15 protein-coding genes are annotated in these 13726 nt (G+C 72.5%); 6 read left to right on the top strand and 9 right to left on the bottom strand.

Annotation, left to right across the window (positions count from 1 at the left end):
- Positions 1 to 374: 374 nt before the first annotated feature.
- On the top strand, positions 375 to 638 hold the full coding sequence (gene rpsT, locus POF43_RS19385; protein WP_271318080.1) for a 30S ribosomal protein S20: 264 nt from the start codon (positions 375 to 377) through the stop codon (positions 636 to 638).
- A 239-nt stretch (positions 639 to 877) separates the two neighbouring features.
- On the opposite strand, the gene holA is transcribed toward rpsT, so the two are convergent.
- Entirely contained in the window at positions 878 to 1864 is a 987-nt protein-coding gene (gene holA, locus POF43_RS19380; RefSeq protein ID WP_271325903.1) for a DNA polymerase III subunit delta, read from the bottom strand.
- Between the two features lie 276 nt (positions 1865 to 2140).
- Between holA and POF43_RS19375 the strand changes: the two genes are divergently transcribed.
- On the top strand, positions 2141 to 2386 hold the full coding sequence (locus tag POF43_RS19375) for a hypothetical protein (protein WP_271318081.1): 246 nt from the start codon (positions 2141 to 2143) through the stop codon (positions 2384 to 2386).
- 673 nt (positions 2387 to 3059) lie between these two features.
- Here the strand turns inward: POF43_RS19375 and POF43_RS19370 are convergent.
- The gene (locus POF43_RS19370) at positions 3060 to 5777 is read right to left on the bottom strand and encodes a ComEC/Rec2 family competence protein (protein WP_443732106.1); all 2718 of its coding nucleotides are present in this window, start codon (positions 5775 to 5777) and stop codon (positions 3060 to 3062) included.
- A 978-nt stretch (positions 5778 to 6755) separates the two neighbouring features.
- Between POF43_RS19370 and POF43_RS19365 the strand changes: the two genes are divergently transcribed.
- Entirely contained in the window at positions 6756 to 6992 is a 237-nt protein-coding gene (locus tag POF43_RS19365; protein ID WP_271325330.1) for a hypothetical protein, read from the top strand.
- 87 nt (positions 6993 to 7079) lie between these two features.
- Here the strand turns inward: POF43_RS19365 and POF43_RS19360 are convergent, their stop codons facing one another.
- Positions 7080 to 7334, bottom strand: coding sequence for a hypothetical protein (locus POF43_RS19360; protein ID WP_271325331.1), 255 nt, complete (start codon positions 7332 to 7334; stop codon positions 7080 to 7082).
- Between the two features lie 171 nt (positions 7335 to 7505).
- On the opposite strand from POF43_RS19360, the gene POF43_RS19355 reads away from it, so the two are divergent.
- From POF43_RS19355 to POF43_RS19345, 3 genes are read left to right on the top strand one after another with little or no spacing between them, the layout of a single operon-like run.
- Positions 7506 to 7895 (top strand): hypothetical protein, encoded by a 390-nt coding sequence (locus POF43_RS19355; protein WP_271325332.1) that lies wholly within the window; start codon positions 7506 to 7508, stop codon positions 7893 to 7895.
- A 30-nt stretch (positions 7896 to 7925) separates the two neighbouring features.
- Complete coding sequence (locus POF43_RS19350) at positions 7926 to 8642, top strand: hypothetical protein (RefSeq protein ID WP_271325333.1); 717 nt, start codon at positions 7926 to 7928, stop codon at positions 8640 to 8642.
- Positions 8639 to 8854, top strand: a complete 216-nt coding sequence (locus POF43_RS19345) for a hypothetical protein (RefSeq protein WP_271325334.1) — start codon at positions 8639 to 8641, stop codon at positions 8852 to 8854. Before POF43_RS19350 ends, POF43_RS19345 begins: the two co-directional genes overlap by 4 nt.
- Before the next feature lie 60 nt (positions 8855 to 8914).
- Here POF43_RS19345 and POF43_RS19340 read toward each other — a convergent pair whose 3' ends face one another.
- The 6 genes from POF43_RS19340 to POF43_RS19315 form a co-directional block, all read right to left on the bottom strand.
- Positions 8915 to 9094 carry a DUF397 domain-containing protein gene (locus tag POF43_RS19340; RefSeq protein WP_271325335.1) on the bottom strand — a complete coding sequence of 60 codons (180 nt, stop codon included), beginning with the start codon at positions 9092 to 9094 and terminating at the stop codon, positions 8915 to 8917.
- Complete coding sequence (locus POF43_RS19335; RefSeq protein WP_271325336.1) at positions 9091 to 9753, bottom strand: DUF5753 domain-containing protein; 663 nt, start codon at positions 9751 to 9753, stop codon at positions 9091 to 9093. Before POF43_RS19335 ends, POF43_RS19340 begins: the two co-directional genes overlap by 4 nt.
- Positions 9754 to 9804: 51 nt before the next feature.
- Entirely contained in the window at positions 9805 to 10428 is a 624-nt protein-coding gene (locus POF43_RS19330; protein ID WP_271324034.1) for a DUF6197 family protein, read from the bottom strand.
- An 87-nt stretch (positions 10429 to 10515) separates the two neighbouring features.
- On the bottom strand, positions 10516 to 10761 hold the full coding sequence (locus tag POF43_RS19325) for a hypothetical protein (protein ID WP_271324035.1): 246 nt from the start codon (positions 10759 to 10761) through the stop codon (positions 10516 to 10518).
- A 54-nt stretch (positions 10762 to 10815) separates the two neighbouring features.
- Positions 10816 to 11424 carry a hypothetical protein gene (locus POF43_RS19320; protein ID WP_271324036.1) on the bottom strand — a complete coding sequence of 203 codons (609 nt, stop codon included), beginning with the start codon at positions 11422 to 11424 and terminating at the stop codon, positions 10816 to 10818.
- A gap of 214 nt (positions 11425 to 11638) precedes the next feature.
- The gene (locus tag POF43_RS19315; RefSeq protein ID WP_282704664.1) at positions 11639 to 13723 is read right to left on the bottom strand and encodes an FtsK/SpoIIIE domain-containing protein; all 2085 of its coding nucleotides are present in this window, start codon (positions 13721 to 13723) and stop codon (positions 11639 to 11641) included.
- Between the last annotated feature and the right edge of the window lie 3 nt (positions 13724 to 13726).

Here is a 13726-nt window from a genome sequence, read left to right as displayed (position 1 = left end):
GGGCGGCGGGGGGGGGCGTGGCGGGGGGCGCTCGCGGGGAGCGGTGGCGGGGTCGTACCCGGGGAGCGGTGGCGGGGTCGCACCCGGGGAGGCGGTGGTGGGGGGAGCGCGGGGTGCCCCCGGCGCGGGACCGGTGGCGTGGCGGGCGGGGCGGCACGGGGCCGGGGGCGTGGTGCCGCCGGCGCGGGGCGGATGGCGAGCGGGCGGGGGCGCGGCGGGCGGGAGCGTGGGCCGCGGCGGGCGCACGGCCGGGGGCGGCGGAGCGGTTTTGGGCGGCTGGTGGGCGGCTGGTAGCCTGGACCATCGCGCCTCGTGCCCGTTGTTACCGGGCGGAGGCGTTGTTCACGAAACCATCGATCTCCCAGAGGCTATACGTGGCGAACATCAAGTCCCAGATCAAGCGGATCAAGACCAACGAGAAGGCCCGCCAGCGCAACAAGGCCGTCAAGTCGGAGCTGAAGACCGCGATCCGCCGTACCCGCGAGGCCGTCGCCTCCGGTGACGCCGAGAAGGCCGCCGAGGCCGTCCGCGTCGCGTCGCGCAAGCTCGACAAGGCCGTCAGCAAGGGTGTCATCCACAAGAACCAGGCCGCCAACAAGAAGTCGGCCCTGGCGCAGTCGCTGACCTCGCAGGCCTGATCCACCGCCTCCGGGCACCCCGGCCGGCGACGGAACCGAGCGGCCCCTCTACCGCTCCCGGACCGGCCACCTCCGCGTCAAGCGGAATCCGCCGCGCACGATGCGTTCGCCACGCGGGCGCGGCGCGACAAGTCTCGACCGAAGGCCCCCACCGTCATTCCCCGGTGCGGGGCCTTCGGGTTTTCGCTGCACGGGAGAGTTCTTCCCGATGCGGTTTCCGGGGTGCCGGGCGGTGAACGTCAGCCGCGGGACCGGGCCGCGCGGGCGATGATGACGACCGCCTTCTCCAGGGCGTAAGCGGGGTCGGCGGCGGCGCCCTTGACCGCGGCGTCGGCCTCGGCGACGGCACGCAGGGCGACCGAGACACCGTCCGCGGACCAGCCGCGCATCTGCTGGCGGACCCGGTCGATCTTCCACGGCGGCATGCCGAGGTCACGGGCCAGGTCGCCGGGGCGGGCGTTGCGCGGGGCGGTGGCCAGCTTGCCGATGGCCCGGACTCCGGACGCCAGCGCGAAGGTGATGCCGGGCAACGGCTGTCCGACGGCCAGCGCCCACCGCAGGCGTTCCAGTGCCTCGGCGGCCCGCCCGGTCACCGCGAAGTCGGCGACCTCGAAGCCGGTGGCCTCGGCACGGCCGGTGTAGTAACGGGCCACCACCGCCTCGTCGACCGGTCCCTCGATGTCGGCCGCCAACTGCGAACAGGCAGAGGCCAGTTCCCGTAGATCGCTACCCAGCGCGTCGACCAGCGCCTGGCACGCCTCCGGGGTCGCCGAACACCCCGCGGCCCGGAACTCGCCCCGCACGAACGCCAGCCGGTCCGCCGGCTTGGTCATCTTCGGGCAGGCCACCTCCCGGGCCCCCACCTTGCGCGCCGCGTCCAGCAGAGCCTTGCCCTTCGCACCGCCCGCGTGCACCAGGACCAGGGTGATCTCCTCGACCGGCGCGGCCAGGAACGCCTTGAAGTCCTTGACCGTGTCCGCCGACAGGTCCTGCGCGTTGCGCACCACGACGACCTTGCGCTCGGAGAACAGCGACGGACTCACCAGCTCCGCCAGCGCCCCCGGCGGCAGCGCGTCCGGCGTGAGGTCGCGCACGTCGGTGTCCGCGTCGGCGGCCCGGGCGGCGGCGACCACCTGGCCGACGGCACGGTCCAGCAGCAGATCCTCCTGGCCCACGGCGAGCGTGACCGGGGCGAGCAGGTCGTCGGAAGCGTTCTTCTTGGCCATCGCGCCCAGCATCCCACGCCCCACCGACAGCGCCGACCGCCCACCGCCCACCGCCCACCGCCGACCACGTCATCGGTCACGTCATCGGCCACCAACGGTTGCCGCCGGCCGAGGCTGCCGGCCGGGCACGTTCGGGCGCCGCCGGTCCCCTTTCGGCACGTACCGGTCCGTTCGCGACCGTCCGCGGAGGGTGACGACCGGTATGGGACCGGTCAGGGGTGGGCAAAATTCGGGGGCCCGGCTGTGCGTCCTGCGAACGTCATGCAGAATGCGCTGGTGAGTGCTGTGAGACACCTACTTGTAGTGGCCGACCGCGATGCCGCGGGGGAGGCCGCCGAGACCGCTTCCGAGCGTTTCGGCCTGAATGAGGAACCCCAGATCGTCCGCGAGGCGCTGGCCGGTGAGGACGATGCCGAGGACGCCCAGTGGCTCGTCGTCATAGAGGACGAGACCGGCGAGCTCTCCCGCGACGAACTCGACGAGCTGGCCGGTGAATACGGCGGCTGGTACGAGTCGGAATGACCCCCGCCCCACCCGCCGCACCGTCGTTCACGGTCGGCCCGGGGCGTGTCGTGCGGGTCAGGACGGACCAGCCGGCGACATCCGGCACGGCGCTGCGCAACACACCGGAACCACCCGGCGGTTGCCTTCGCCGGGGCCCACCAGCTCTGCGGGACTGCGGGACTGCGGGACTGCGGGACTGCGGGACTGCGGGACTGCGGGACTGCGGCGGGGCACCGTACCGACCGTCGTGAACCCGCGGAGATCCGCACGACCCCCGTCCCGGGGCCAGGCCGAACGACCTCCGTCCGCCGACGGAGGCGCACCGGGCGGGGGATCGTTGCGCGTTGCGGCGTATGAGTGGCACCGACGCAACGCGCAACGTTCCCCGCAGCCCGGCACAGCGCAAGCGGGACGCGCCGGACCGGCTGCGGGACCTCCCACCGGCGCCGGCCTCCCCGCCGCCGCGCCGGATGCGTCCGTGGCGACGTGCGGCTGGGACCCGCGCCGTGACCATCCGTCCTGCGTCTTCCACCGCGTCACCCCTTCGGCCTCCAGGCATGGGGAACCGTTACCGACATGCGAGGCCGCACCCTCCTGCGCGACGGCGCCCGGCTGCTGTGAACCGCCGCCCCGCATACGCCCGTTGACCACCGCGACCGTATGCGTGGCGGGTCGAACGCGGTCGGCGGCCTCACGGCGGCCCCCGCCCGCCCCGCACGACGGCGCGCAACGTCGCCGGCCCGTCACCGGTGACGGCGATCGGCCCGTCGGTGTCCGTACGCAGCACGACGGCTCCGACCGACCGCAGCGCCGCGACCGTGCGGGGAGCCGGATGACCGTAGGTGTTGCCGGCGCCGACACTGATCAACGCCAGCCGCGGCCGCAGCCTCCGCAGCAACTCCGGGTCCTGGTAGGCGGACCCGTGATGCGCCACCTTCAGCACGTCCACCCCGGCCAGCCACGGATTGCGGTCCAGCAACTCCTCCTGCGCGACCGGTTCCAAGTCCCCCAGCAGCAAGAACGTCAACCCCGCCGCACGGACCAGCAACACCACGCTGGCGTCGTTCGGATCGCCGTCCGGAAGGGGGTCGCCATCCGGACGGGGGTCGCCGTCCGGGGGGACTTCACCGTCCGGCAGGAGGGTGGGCGGCGTCCGGGGTGGGACTGCTGTCGTGGGGAAGCTCGACGTCTGAAGTGACGCCGCCATCCACGGACTTGACGTCTGCGGTGGGACGGGCGTCCGCAGGCTTGACGTCTGCGGTGGGACGGGCGTCCGCAGGCTTGACGTCTGCGGTGCGGCGGCCGCCCCGGGTAGGGCCGAGGTACCGGGCGAGGGGACGGTCTGCGATCGGAGGGCCGTCCGGGATCGGGAGGCCATCTGGGATGCCGTCCGGGACAGGGGAACCGGCTGCGATCGGAAGGCGATCCGGGACGAGGGGACCATCTGCCCGGGCGGGGAGGGCCACCGCTGCGGCGGCTCGGGCGGAGGCCACAGGACGCGCCAGTCCAAGGTGCCGATACGCCGGTACTCCCCCGCGGCGGCCCGCACCACCCGCACGTGCGCGGCGGCCGCCAGACGCCGGACGTGGGCCGCCTCCCCGGCGGGGGCGTCCAGCGTGGTCGTCTCGATCTCCCCGACGCGGCGGCCCGCCAGCACCCCGGAGAGCCCGCCGACGTGGTCGGCGTGGAAGTGCGTGAGGATCAGCAACGGGATCGTCCGCACCCCGAGGGCTCGCAGACACCGGTCGGCCGGCGCCGGTTCGGGACCGGTGTCCATCACGACCGCCGCGCCCTCGCCGGCGTTGAGCACCAGCGCGTCGCCCTGGCCGACGTCGCACACCGCCAGCCGCCAACCCGGCGGTGGCCAGCCCGACGCCAGCCTCCCCAGCGGCGCGGGCCGCACGACCGTGACCAGCAGGGCGACCACGACGGCCACCATCCACCACCGGTTCCGCAGCAGGCGCCCGGCCACCAGCACCAGCGTCAGTGTGACCAACGCCAGCAGCCCCCCGCCCGTCCAGCCTCCCGGCCAGTCGAGCCCCGCGCCGGGCAACGCGGCACCCTTGCGGGCCACCCAGGCCACCCACCCGGCCGGCCACCCCGCCAGCCACGCGGCGGCCCGTGCCACCGTCATCGACACCGGCGCCGCCGTCAGCGCCGCGAACCCCAGTACCGTCGCCGGCGCCACCGCGGCCTCCGCCAGCAGATTGCACGGCACCGCCACCAGGCTCACATGGGCCGCCAGCACCACCACCAACGGCGCACAGCACACCTGCGCCGCCGCAGCCGCCGCCGGTGCCTCCGCCCACCGCTCCGGCACCCCGTGTCGCACCAGCGCCGCACTCCACCGCGGCGCCAGCGTCAGCAACGCCGCCGTCGCCACCACCGACAGCGCGAAACCGTAGGACCGCGCCAGCCACGGATCGTTCAGCACGAGCACGGTCACCGCGGCCGCCAGTGCGGGCAGCAACGCCCGCCGTCGGCCCGTTCCGATCGCCCACAGCGTGATCACCCCGCAGGTGGCCGCCCGCAGCACGCTCGGATCCGGCCGGCACAACACCACGAACCCGACCGTCACCCCACCGCCCACCAGCGCCGTCGCCCGCAACGACAGCCCCAACCTGGCGGCCAGACCCCGGCGTTCGGCCCGCGAGGCCAGAGCGGGCGGCCCGATCAGCAGTGCCAGCAGCACCGTCAGGTTCGACCCGCTCACCGCGAAGAGGTGCAGCAGATCCGTCGCCTCGAACGCCTCCCGCAACTCCGGCGTCATCCGCGAGGTGTCCCCCACCACCAGCCCCGGCAGCAACGCCCTTGCGTCAGCCGGCAACCCGGCCGTCACCGCCCGCAGACCACCGCGCAACGTCCCGGCGACCCGCTGCACGGCCGCCGGACGCCCGATCACCTCCGGCGCGCCCCGCACCCGCAACACCGCGACCTCACGGTCCCCCGGCCGCCACGGCGGCGCGAGCCGGGCCCGCACCCGCAACCGCGTCGACGGCAGCAACTCCAGCCACCGCGCGGCCGACCGCCCCGGCAGCGCCGACAGCAGCACCGGCGTACGCACCGCCGTCACCACTCCCCCGGCGTCGACCCGCACCGCCTCCGCCTCGGCCACCACCGTCGACCCGCCGCCCGGCGCCCCCGACCGCGCGAGTACCGCTCTCGGGTCGCCCGTCAACCGGACGTCCACCGTCGCACCGCCGTGCGCCGCGGCCAGCCCCGGCACCGGCCCGCGCCGCGCCTCCGCGACCGTCAGCCCACTCACCGCCGCCGCCACGCACGCGCACAGCAGCGCACCCGCCACCACACCGTGGACCGACCCGAACGCCCGCACTCCCGAGCCACCGCACCGCCTTGCCAGCAGCACCGCCAGCGACGGCAGCCCGGCGACCAGGCACACGACGGCCATGACAGCGGCATCCCCCGGCGCGAACCCCAACGCCAGCCCCGCCGCCGCCCACGTCGCCAACGCCAACGGCACCGTCCGCAGATCCGCCGGCCCCTCCTGCTTCGGCTCGGAAGCCCCCAGCCGATTCGCGGCAGCCCGGTGCACGGGGGTGCGGGGTGGGGGTGCGGGGGTGAGGGGGGCGAGTGGGGCGGATGGCTGAGGTCGGTCGTCGCGCACCGGTGCGGTGGGTGAGGTACGCCGAGCGCCGGGTGCGGTGGGGGGCGTACGCCAAGCGCTGGGTACCGGTGCGGTGGCTGTCGGGCGTTGGCCGCTGGGCGGCGGCATGGTCGCTGACGTCCGTCGGCCGTCGCGCACCGGTGCCGTGGCTGATGTCCGCCGGTCATGGCTCGCCGGTGCCGTAGCTGTCGGGCGCCGGCCGTTGCGCACCGCTGCCGTGGCAGACGTCCGCCGGTCATGGCTCGCCGACGCGTTGAGCGGCCTCCGCCCGCTCTCCCGTACCGTCGCCCGCGCTGACGCCACCGTTCGGCCGGCCGACAGCGGTGCCCCCGCCGACGTTGCCCGGCGCAGGTCGGCCGACGTTGCCCGTTCCCGACCCGCCGACGTTGCCCGTCCTCCCCCGGCAGACCCCCCGGACCGGCGGATCGGGTTCACGCGTTTCATGGCTGGACCAGGGGGCGGAGGTCCTGGTAGCGGCGGTCGCCGACGGGTCCTGAGGGACCTACCTAATATGCCCTGGTCAGAGGGCTGACGGGCCAGCGGCGGCCCTCGCGGGGGCGGGCCGTTCAAGGCGAATTCGAGGCTATAGCTTGTTCGGGTGGATTTTGGTGTCGCTATAGACGTGAGGATTCAGGGGTGGCAACAGGAATTCCCGTGCCAGGCAGGAATGACTGCGATGATGGCGAGAGGGGCCCGGTCGATGCTTGGCGGCTGACCGAGCCCCTGCGTCCTGGCCAACTCCACTCTGAGGAATAGTCGACCGTGACACACATCGACGGTACTGCAATGACGGATCTCCCCGAGCAATCAGAGACCACTTCCACTCTTATGGGCGGTGGCTCCCGGCGTCAGATCGCATGGTCGGCGATGGTGGCGACGTTCGCCATCACAGCCGGGGTCGCCCTCGGGCTCACCGGCCACACGGCGGCGGCGGTAGCTGTGTCCGGGGTGGCCGCTGCGGGCGGCGTCACGGTGAATGTGAACGTGCGGCAGCGGTAGCAGGTCGGCGGACCGGATCACCGGAGCGCACAAGCGGGGCCGTCCCTGGTGGGCGGCCCCGCTTCGTTGTGTTGATGCAGGTTCGGGTCAGTCGGCATGTACGGCCGGGGCCTCGGTCTTCTTTGGCCGGCCGCCTTTGCGGGAGCGGCGGCCGGCGAGTTCCTCTTCGGCTGCGGCGAGTTCGGTGCGGTCGTGGTCGGTGCCGCGTTCGGCGATGACGGCGCGGACGTGGTTGAGGAGGTCGTCGGAGCGTTCGCGGTCGCCGACGATGCGGCCGTAGGTGTCCCACATGCGCTTGGGGATGCGGAACCGGGTGACGTAGGTGTGGTCGTCGTCTGCCATACCTCATGTTCCCACAGGGATTCTCCAACGCAAGGCTTGTGTGACTACACGGTTCAGCGGTACTGTGTAGCCACAAGGTTAACCGCCCCGGAGAAAGGGGCGGCCCCGCCGAGGTGTTAGAGCACCAGGGCGGGGCCTGACGGAAACACCTGAGTCAACCAGGAGTCCGCTGTGAACCAGCTTCTCATGCGCCCCACCACCCGCCGGCAGGAAACCCGCACCGCCGCCCGTATCCTCCGCGACCGGGCCAACACCACCCGCGCCACCCGCCGTGCCGTCCGTGCCGTCGCCACCGGCACCCCGCAGGCCGCCAGTACCCACCTGACCGCCGCGGGCCTGTCCCCCACCGACGCCCACCGGTTCTCCGGCGCCTTCTCCCGCAGCGTCACCCCCACCACCACCGGCACCGGCGTGATCAAGCTCAAGGGCCGCGTCACCAAGACCGTCCCGGTCAAGCTCTACGACACCGCGGCGTTCAACGCCCGCCTCGCCGTGTACCGCCCCAAGGACACCGCCGCCGCCTCCCGGTTCGCCCAGGCCGCCCACCGCCTCGCCGCCTGACCACCCACCACCGCGAACCGGAGAGACGCCATGAAGACTCGCCCGCCCCTGTACGCCCTGCTGACCGACTACAACACGGCCGTCGCCGACTACCCCGTCCGCTTCGAGGGCCTCAACGGCGACCACCTGCGACGCCTGGAGGCCAACGGGGACTGCGACTCCCCCAGCCAGCACGTCGAGGCGCTGCTGAAGGTGCTGGACGACTGGAAGACCCGCCTCGCGATGCTCAACACGGAACTCGCCACCAGGGAGGCCGAGGTGAACCGTCTCGCCGGCGCCCTGTCGTCCCCGGCTGCGCTGGCCTACCGGACCGCGCTGCACAGCGAGGACATCTACCGGCAGGCCCGTGAGGCGACGCACGCCGCATGGGTCGACTGGTCGTTCTCCTCCAACCCGCTGCTGATCGCCGAGGCCGCCGACCGCGCGGCCCGCGAACAGTACGTGCCGGTGACGGACTGCCGCCTTCAGAGCTGCGACGGCTCTTGGCACGACGAGGGCCTGTGCGGGATGGAACTCGCCGAGATCAAGACCCCGGAGGACTGTGGGGACCTGTGCCTCACCGTGAACGTGTCGACCAACGCGCCTGCGGAGCTGAAGGTGTGGGAGGACTCACACGGCGCGGACCTGATGTGCACGTCCGACCCGGCTGCGGCCGAGGCGATGGCCGCCAAATTCGAGGCGTTCGCCGACGCCATCCGCCGGGGCGCTCGGATGCTCGACGCGGCCGGGACGGAGGCGACCCGATGAACACCGCCGACGTTCTTCGCCAGACGGCCGCAGACATGCGCGCGGCCACCGCCCAGAACCTGCCCCGAGTCCGCCAGGACCGTGGCTACGACTACGCCGCCGGCTGGGCGTTCGCCCGGGAACGGGTCGCCGACCGGCTGATCGAGCAGGCCGACCTCCTCGGCCTCGCCACGGTCACCCCGATCACGTGCACCAGGCTCGCCGCCGCCTGACGCCGACCGGAACGCAGAAGGACCCCACCGCGGGGAATGCGGTGGGGTCCTTCTCGTGCGTCAGCCCTGCGGGATCTCGGCAAGGAACGTGCCCCAGGCTTCCCGGGTGAACGTCAGCGCCGGCCCGTCGGGGTTCTTCGAGTCGCGGACGTGCACGGCAGGAAGGTTGTCGGCGACCTCGACGCAGTCACCCGGGTCGGAGTAGGACGACTTGCGGTAGACCAGGGTCTCGGTGGTCACAGTGCCTCCTGAATGAAGGTGCGGGACTCGTCAGTGCTGAGGGCGTGGGCGGTCATGTCGTCGAAGCCAGCGTAGAGGCGGGCCACGTCCTGGGCCCGGGTTGTGTACCAGGCGCCGACCGGAGTTTCGACGTAGCCGAGCCGGCCGCCTTCCCGGCCCGCATCACCGCGGAGCGCGTACAGGGCGAACTGGCCCAGCCTGCCGGGGGTGGTGACCGCTTCGGGCATCACCTGGATGCTGAGGCTGTCGAGGTCGACCAGGTGCAACAGGTGCCGCAACTGTCGGCGGTGGGCTTGCGGGGCGGCGATGGGCCGGGTGATGGCCTGCTCACCGATGACGAAGCGGGCTTCGACCGGGTCGCCGTCGACCCAGCGCTTGAGGAAGGCGTCGATGCGGGCGGCCCGCTGGTGGGCCCGGCGTTGGGTTTCCTCGGCCGGAAGCGCCGGTGTGGCCAGGGCGAGAGCCCCGAGGGTGTAGCGGATGGTCTGGAGCAGGCCGGGGATGATGCTGGGGTTCCAGGCACGGATGGTGTGGGCGATGGCTTCGACCTCGGTGAGGCGTTCGGCGGTGATGGGCCCGGTGTCGGGGGTTTCGACGCGGCCCTGCCGCCGCTGGTCCGCTGCACGGAGGCCGTTGATGGCCTCGTCTGGGGTCGTCACGTGGGGTTCTCTCTGGTGGGGGTGGGCTCTGGTTGCGGGGCGGGAACCGGCTCAGCGTGCGCGGGTGGCGGCTTCGCGGAGCGTGGTGAGGACTTGCGCCTGCGAGGTGGATCGGGCGTCGTTCCACTCGCTGTACGGCCGGCGGATGCCACGGTCGGCGAGAACGGCCTGAATATGGTTCTCCGCCTGGTCGACGGTGTGCTCGTCGCCGTATCCCAGCCGATACAGGACGGCTTGGGCGCCGAGGATGCAGCGCCGCCCGCCGGGGGTGCGGAGCCGTCCGGTTGTGGCCCGCCGGCCGGTGAGGGACAGGCGGGTGCGGTCGTCGGACACCCATCCGTAGGACTCGATGATGCGGGCGGTCAGCTCAAGATGATCAGCGACTGTGACGTTCCGGTGCGGCCCGGCGACCGGCCGGAGGACGGGCAACAGCCAGTCGGGGAGGTGGCGCAGGAGTCGTGAGGGGGTTCGCAGGCCGGCGTCCGGCAGCTTCCCGCTGTCGGGGGTCTGGGCGAGGGCTTCGGCAACCAGGGCCGAGGTCGGCTTGGTGACGAGGGGGTGGGCGGTGGCCCGGCCGGGCTGCGACAGGTACTGCTCAATGTCGCTGATGAGAGCGTTGATCTGCGCCTGGTCAACGGTGGGGGCGTCAGTTCGCAAGCGGGTGATCACGGGCATGATGGAGGAACCTCCGGTGGTCTGCGGGCTGACGGTTGGGAGGGGCGCCCCCGGTGCTTGCCGGCGTGAGGGGGCGCCCCGGCTGGACTACTTTTCGCGCAGCGAGTAGCGGACGAGGACCAGATCGTCGATAGGGATGCTGTTCTCCCGGGCGTACCAAGTCGTGATCCCTGCGAGGAGAGACCCGACGGTGGCGCCGGGCTGCGTGGTGTAGGCCCCGGTACAGTCCTGGGTCGGGTTGTTTCCGTAGCGCAGAGGGCCGCGTCCGATCGTGATGCTCCACCCGTACTTGTGGGCGGTGAGCGGAGTGGCAGGGTTGCTGTAGTCGGGCATGGATATGTCCTTCCATTGGCGTTGGTGTCAGCGCGTGCAGACGGCTCCAGCCAGTCAGGCGGCCACCGCGATGGCGCGCTGAACGATGGTGACGGCGATGTTGGCGCCGGTCAGGTAGTTCGGGTGGGAGCGGCGGATTTCCATGGCCTGCGCGATGTCGAGGTCGACATCGCGGTCGTTCCGCCAGCCCCAGGCGTACAGGTCGTCACCGTCCAGACCGCCGTAGTTGGCGGCGGCCAGGGTTGCGGCGGACACCCAGCCGGCGGGCCGACGGTCGGTCACGTGGGTTCCGTGCTGGCGCCAGATCTGCTCGACGTCCATCCCGGCCGCGGTCATCGGCATGCGGTGGAAGCCGCCCAGAGAGTCGGACCACTTGGTGCCCTTGCGGGTCAGCCGGTAGAACATGGCGGACCCGTCGATCGCGTACAGCTCGTCGCCGACCCGGGCTGACCCGACGAACCGGGCTGCGGCCCGCTTGTCCTCGCGGATGGCCTTGCGGGTGGTGAGCTGGTTGTCGAGGATGTCGACCGCGGCGGCGGGGATGGCTTCGATCAGACGGCGGTAGGCGGCGAGGCTCTGTCGGGTCGCGGTGGCCTGAACGGTGCTCCCGGCGGACCGGATCGAGTCGCGGGCGGCCGTCTTGGGGTTGCGGAACAGGGACATGACGTCTCCTATCGAAGCGGGGGTTTTTGCGGTGGTTTGAACCCAGTCGCGCTCTCGGACAGACCTGGAAACCCGCAGGTCAAACCCTGGCGCGACTCGGACGGTGGGGGTGCCGACCCGGACGGGCGTGTCCGGGTGGGCGAGTGGTGCGGCTGGGTCGCGTCCGGGTTTGACCTGCGGGTTTCCGGGTCGTTCCGGGTCGCGTCCGGGTGGTTCAGCGGTCGGCCAGCCACTTCTCAGCGGTGTCAGCGACGAGCTGCCGCGAGTAGCCGGCCACCCGGGCGCCCTCCCACGGCCGCTTCACCTTGTCCTCATCGGAGCGGACCACCAGGTCGCCGAGGCGCCGGTCAGTGACGAGCTGCCCGGCGTCCGCCAGCGCCTTCAGCAGGACCGAGGTGGGCAGCCAGTCGGCGCCGTCACCGACGGTGTACTCCTCCAGCAGTACGGCCAGGACCACCCCGTCGCCGCCCGCAGCACGCAACCGGTCGGTCAGCGTGGGCGCGGCAGTCGGCAGCGTTCCAGCCGCCGCCCGGTACCGGTACGCCCGCTCGATCAGGTCCGTCACTTCGTCGTCGGAGTAGTAGTAGGCGAGGACCATCTCCGGCGCGGAACCTTCGGAGTACAGCCACCCGGCGCCCCGCATCGACGCCTCGATGTCCTTCGCGTTGAACCCTGCGGACGCAGCGCCCTGGCCGAGGATCGTGTCGGACGCCTGCGGGGTGGTGCAGCGCAGCGCCCACCGGATCGACAGCAGGTCACGGAGGCTGGTGGCGACGACATCGGAGCCCGGCTTCTGCGTGGCGCAGAACGTGATGATCCCGGCAGCCCGGCCACGGCTGACGATGTTCCGCAACCGGGCGGTGATCTTCCGGCCCCACTCCTCATCGGTGGTGAAGAACATCAGCTCGTCGACCCACAGCAGCTTCAGCCGCAGCAGCGGGTACTCCCGGCACAGCGCCTCGGTGACCTTGCGCTTGCCCAACGACTTCAGCAGGGCGTACCGCAGCTTCATGTCCACGATCACGTCGCCGAGCAGGTCGAAGAACGCCTCCGGGTCGGCCTCCCCTTCGTACTGGTCGCACAGCGGCTCGAACGGCTCCAGATCGCCGCCGCCCTTGCCGTCCGCGAGACAGAGGATGCAGTGCGGGTCCAGTGCTGCGGCCAGCAGGATGTTGTTGCCGGAGGCGGACTTGCCGGCGCCGGGTTCGCCACCGACCAGGCCAGAGCGCTCGATGAGGGACACGGTATAGGCGTCGCCCCGCAGGGTGGGGCCGATCGGCACCCGGCCCCACAGGCTCATGGGCTTGTCCATGCCCAGCAGCGGGCCGCGGACCGGGTCACCGGTGAACGGCACCGTCGTGGACACCCAGATGTGCAGCCGGTTCGCCCGGCCGGCACGGCTGAGGGACACCTGCACGGTCTCCACACCGAGCTGCCCGGCCAGTTCCTCGGTGCGCTTCATGGCGGCCGTCACCGTGGTGTCGGGCAGGTCGACGGTCGCCTGCCACGCCCCGCGGCCGTAGCCGCACGGGTGTACGACGGTCAGTACGGCGTCCTTGGCGATGATCCCGGCGCGGCGGAACGCGTCGTTGAGCATCGTGTCGTTCATGGAGTCGCCGTCGCCGATGCTGCGGCGCTCCGGGTCCCAGCGTTCGGCCCGCAACGGCTTGCGGCCGATCAGGGCCAGGCCGCCGAGCGTGGCGAGGGCTCCGATGCCGCCGAGCCACCCGGCTTCGACGAACGCGGCGGCGTCGGCAGCGGCGGGCAGGCCGTAGGCGACCACGCCGCGGACCATCCGCCCCCGGCTGACCTCCCGGCGGGCCTTCTTGTGGGCGGCGACCGCGTGCTGTGCCTCTTCCTGGTGCTTCATGGCGACGGCACGGGCCTTGTCGCGGCCGACGACGGTGAACCGCGCCTGTCGGGCGGTGGCACGGGCGTCCTTGGTGGCCATGTGGGCGTGGTGCTTGGCGGCGTGGGCGTGAACACCTTCGACGCCGACGACCCAGCTGTGCACGCGGATGACACCGCGGCCGATCTGGGCGTGGTGGCCGCGTTCGGTCTTCTGCCGGCGGACCCAGCGCCGTCCGGTGTTGTGGGCCTGGCGCTGCATCTGGCGGCGGGCGGCCCGGCGGCCTTCGCGGCTCTTGATCCATTCGGGGATCAGGGGTGCCTCGTCGTCGCGGGGGGCGGTGAAGGCGGGGGCCGGTGCGGCGGCCGGCTCCGGGGGGTGCGGCAGTCGCTTCGTCATGTCGACGACGGTGGCGTTGTTGGCGGGTTCCTCGGCGGGGGTGCTCGTCATGGA

It is taken from the genome of Streptantibioticus silvisoli, from assembly GCF_027947535.2.
Lineage (GTDB): Bacteria > Actinomycetota > Actinomycetes > Streptomycetales > Streptomycetaceae > Streptantibioticus_C > Streptantibioticus_C silvisoli.
Note: the sequence above shows the minus strand (reverse complement) of the source record. Positions and strands in the feature narration are given on the sequence as shown.

Bases quoted from the DNA above. Each gene is read 5' to 3' on its own strand.
- holA (WP_271325903.1), bottom strand. From the start codon at position 1,864: ATGGCCAAGAAGAACGCTTCCGACGACCTGCTCGCCCCGGTCACGCTC.
- POF43_RS19370 (WP_443732106.1), bottom strand. From the start codon at position 5,777: ATGGCCGTCGTGTGCCTGGTCGCCGGGCTGCCGTCGCTGGCGGTGCTG.
- POF43_RS19360 (WP_271325331.1), bottom strand. From the start codon at position 7,334: ATGGCAGACGACGACCACACCTACGTCACCCGGTTCCGCATCCCCAAG.
- POF43_RS19350 (WP_271325333.1), top strand. From the start codon at position 7,926: ATGAAGACTCGCCCGCCCCTGTACGCCCTGCTGACCGACTACAACACG.
- POF43_RS19345 (WP_271325334.1), top strand. From the start codon at position 8,639: ATGAACACCGCCGACGTTCTTCGCCAGACGGCCGCAGACATGCGCGCG.
- POF43_RS19330 (WP_271324034.1), bottom strand. From the start codon at position 10,428: ATGCCCGTGATCACCCGCTTGCGAACTGACGCCCCCACCGTTGACCAG.
- POF43_RS19325 (WP_271324035.1), bottom strand. From the start codon at position 10,761: ATGCCCGACTACAGCAACCCTGCCACTCCGCTCACCGCCCACAAGTAC.
- POF43_RS19320 (WP_271324036.1), bottom strand. From the start codon at position 11,424: ATGTCCCTGTTCCGCAACCCCAAGACGGCCGCCCGCGACTCGATCCGG.
- POF43_RS19315 (WP_282704664.1), bottom strand. From the start codon at position 13,723: ATGACGAGCACCCCCGCCGAGGAACCCGCCAACAACGCCACCGTCGTC.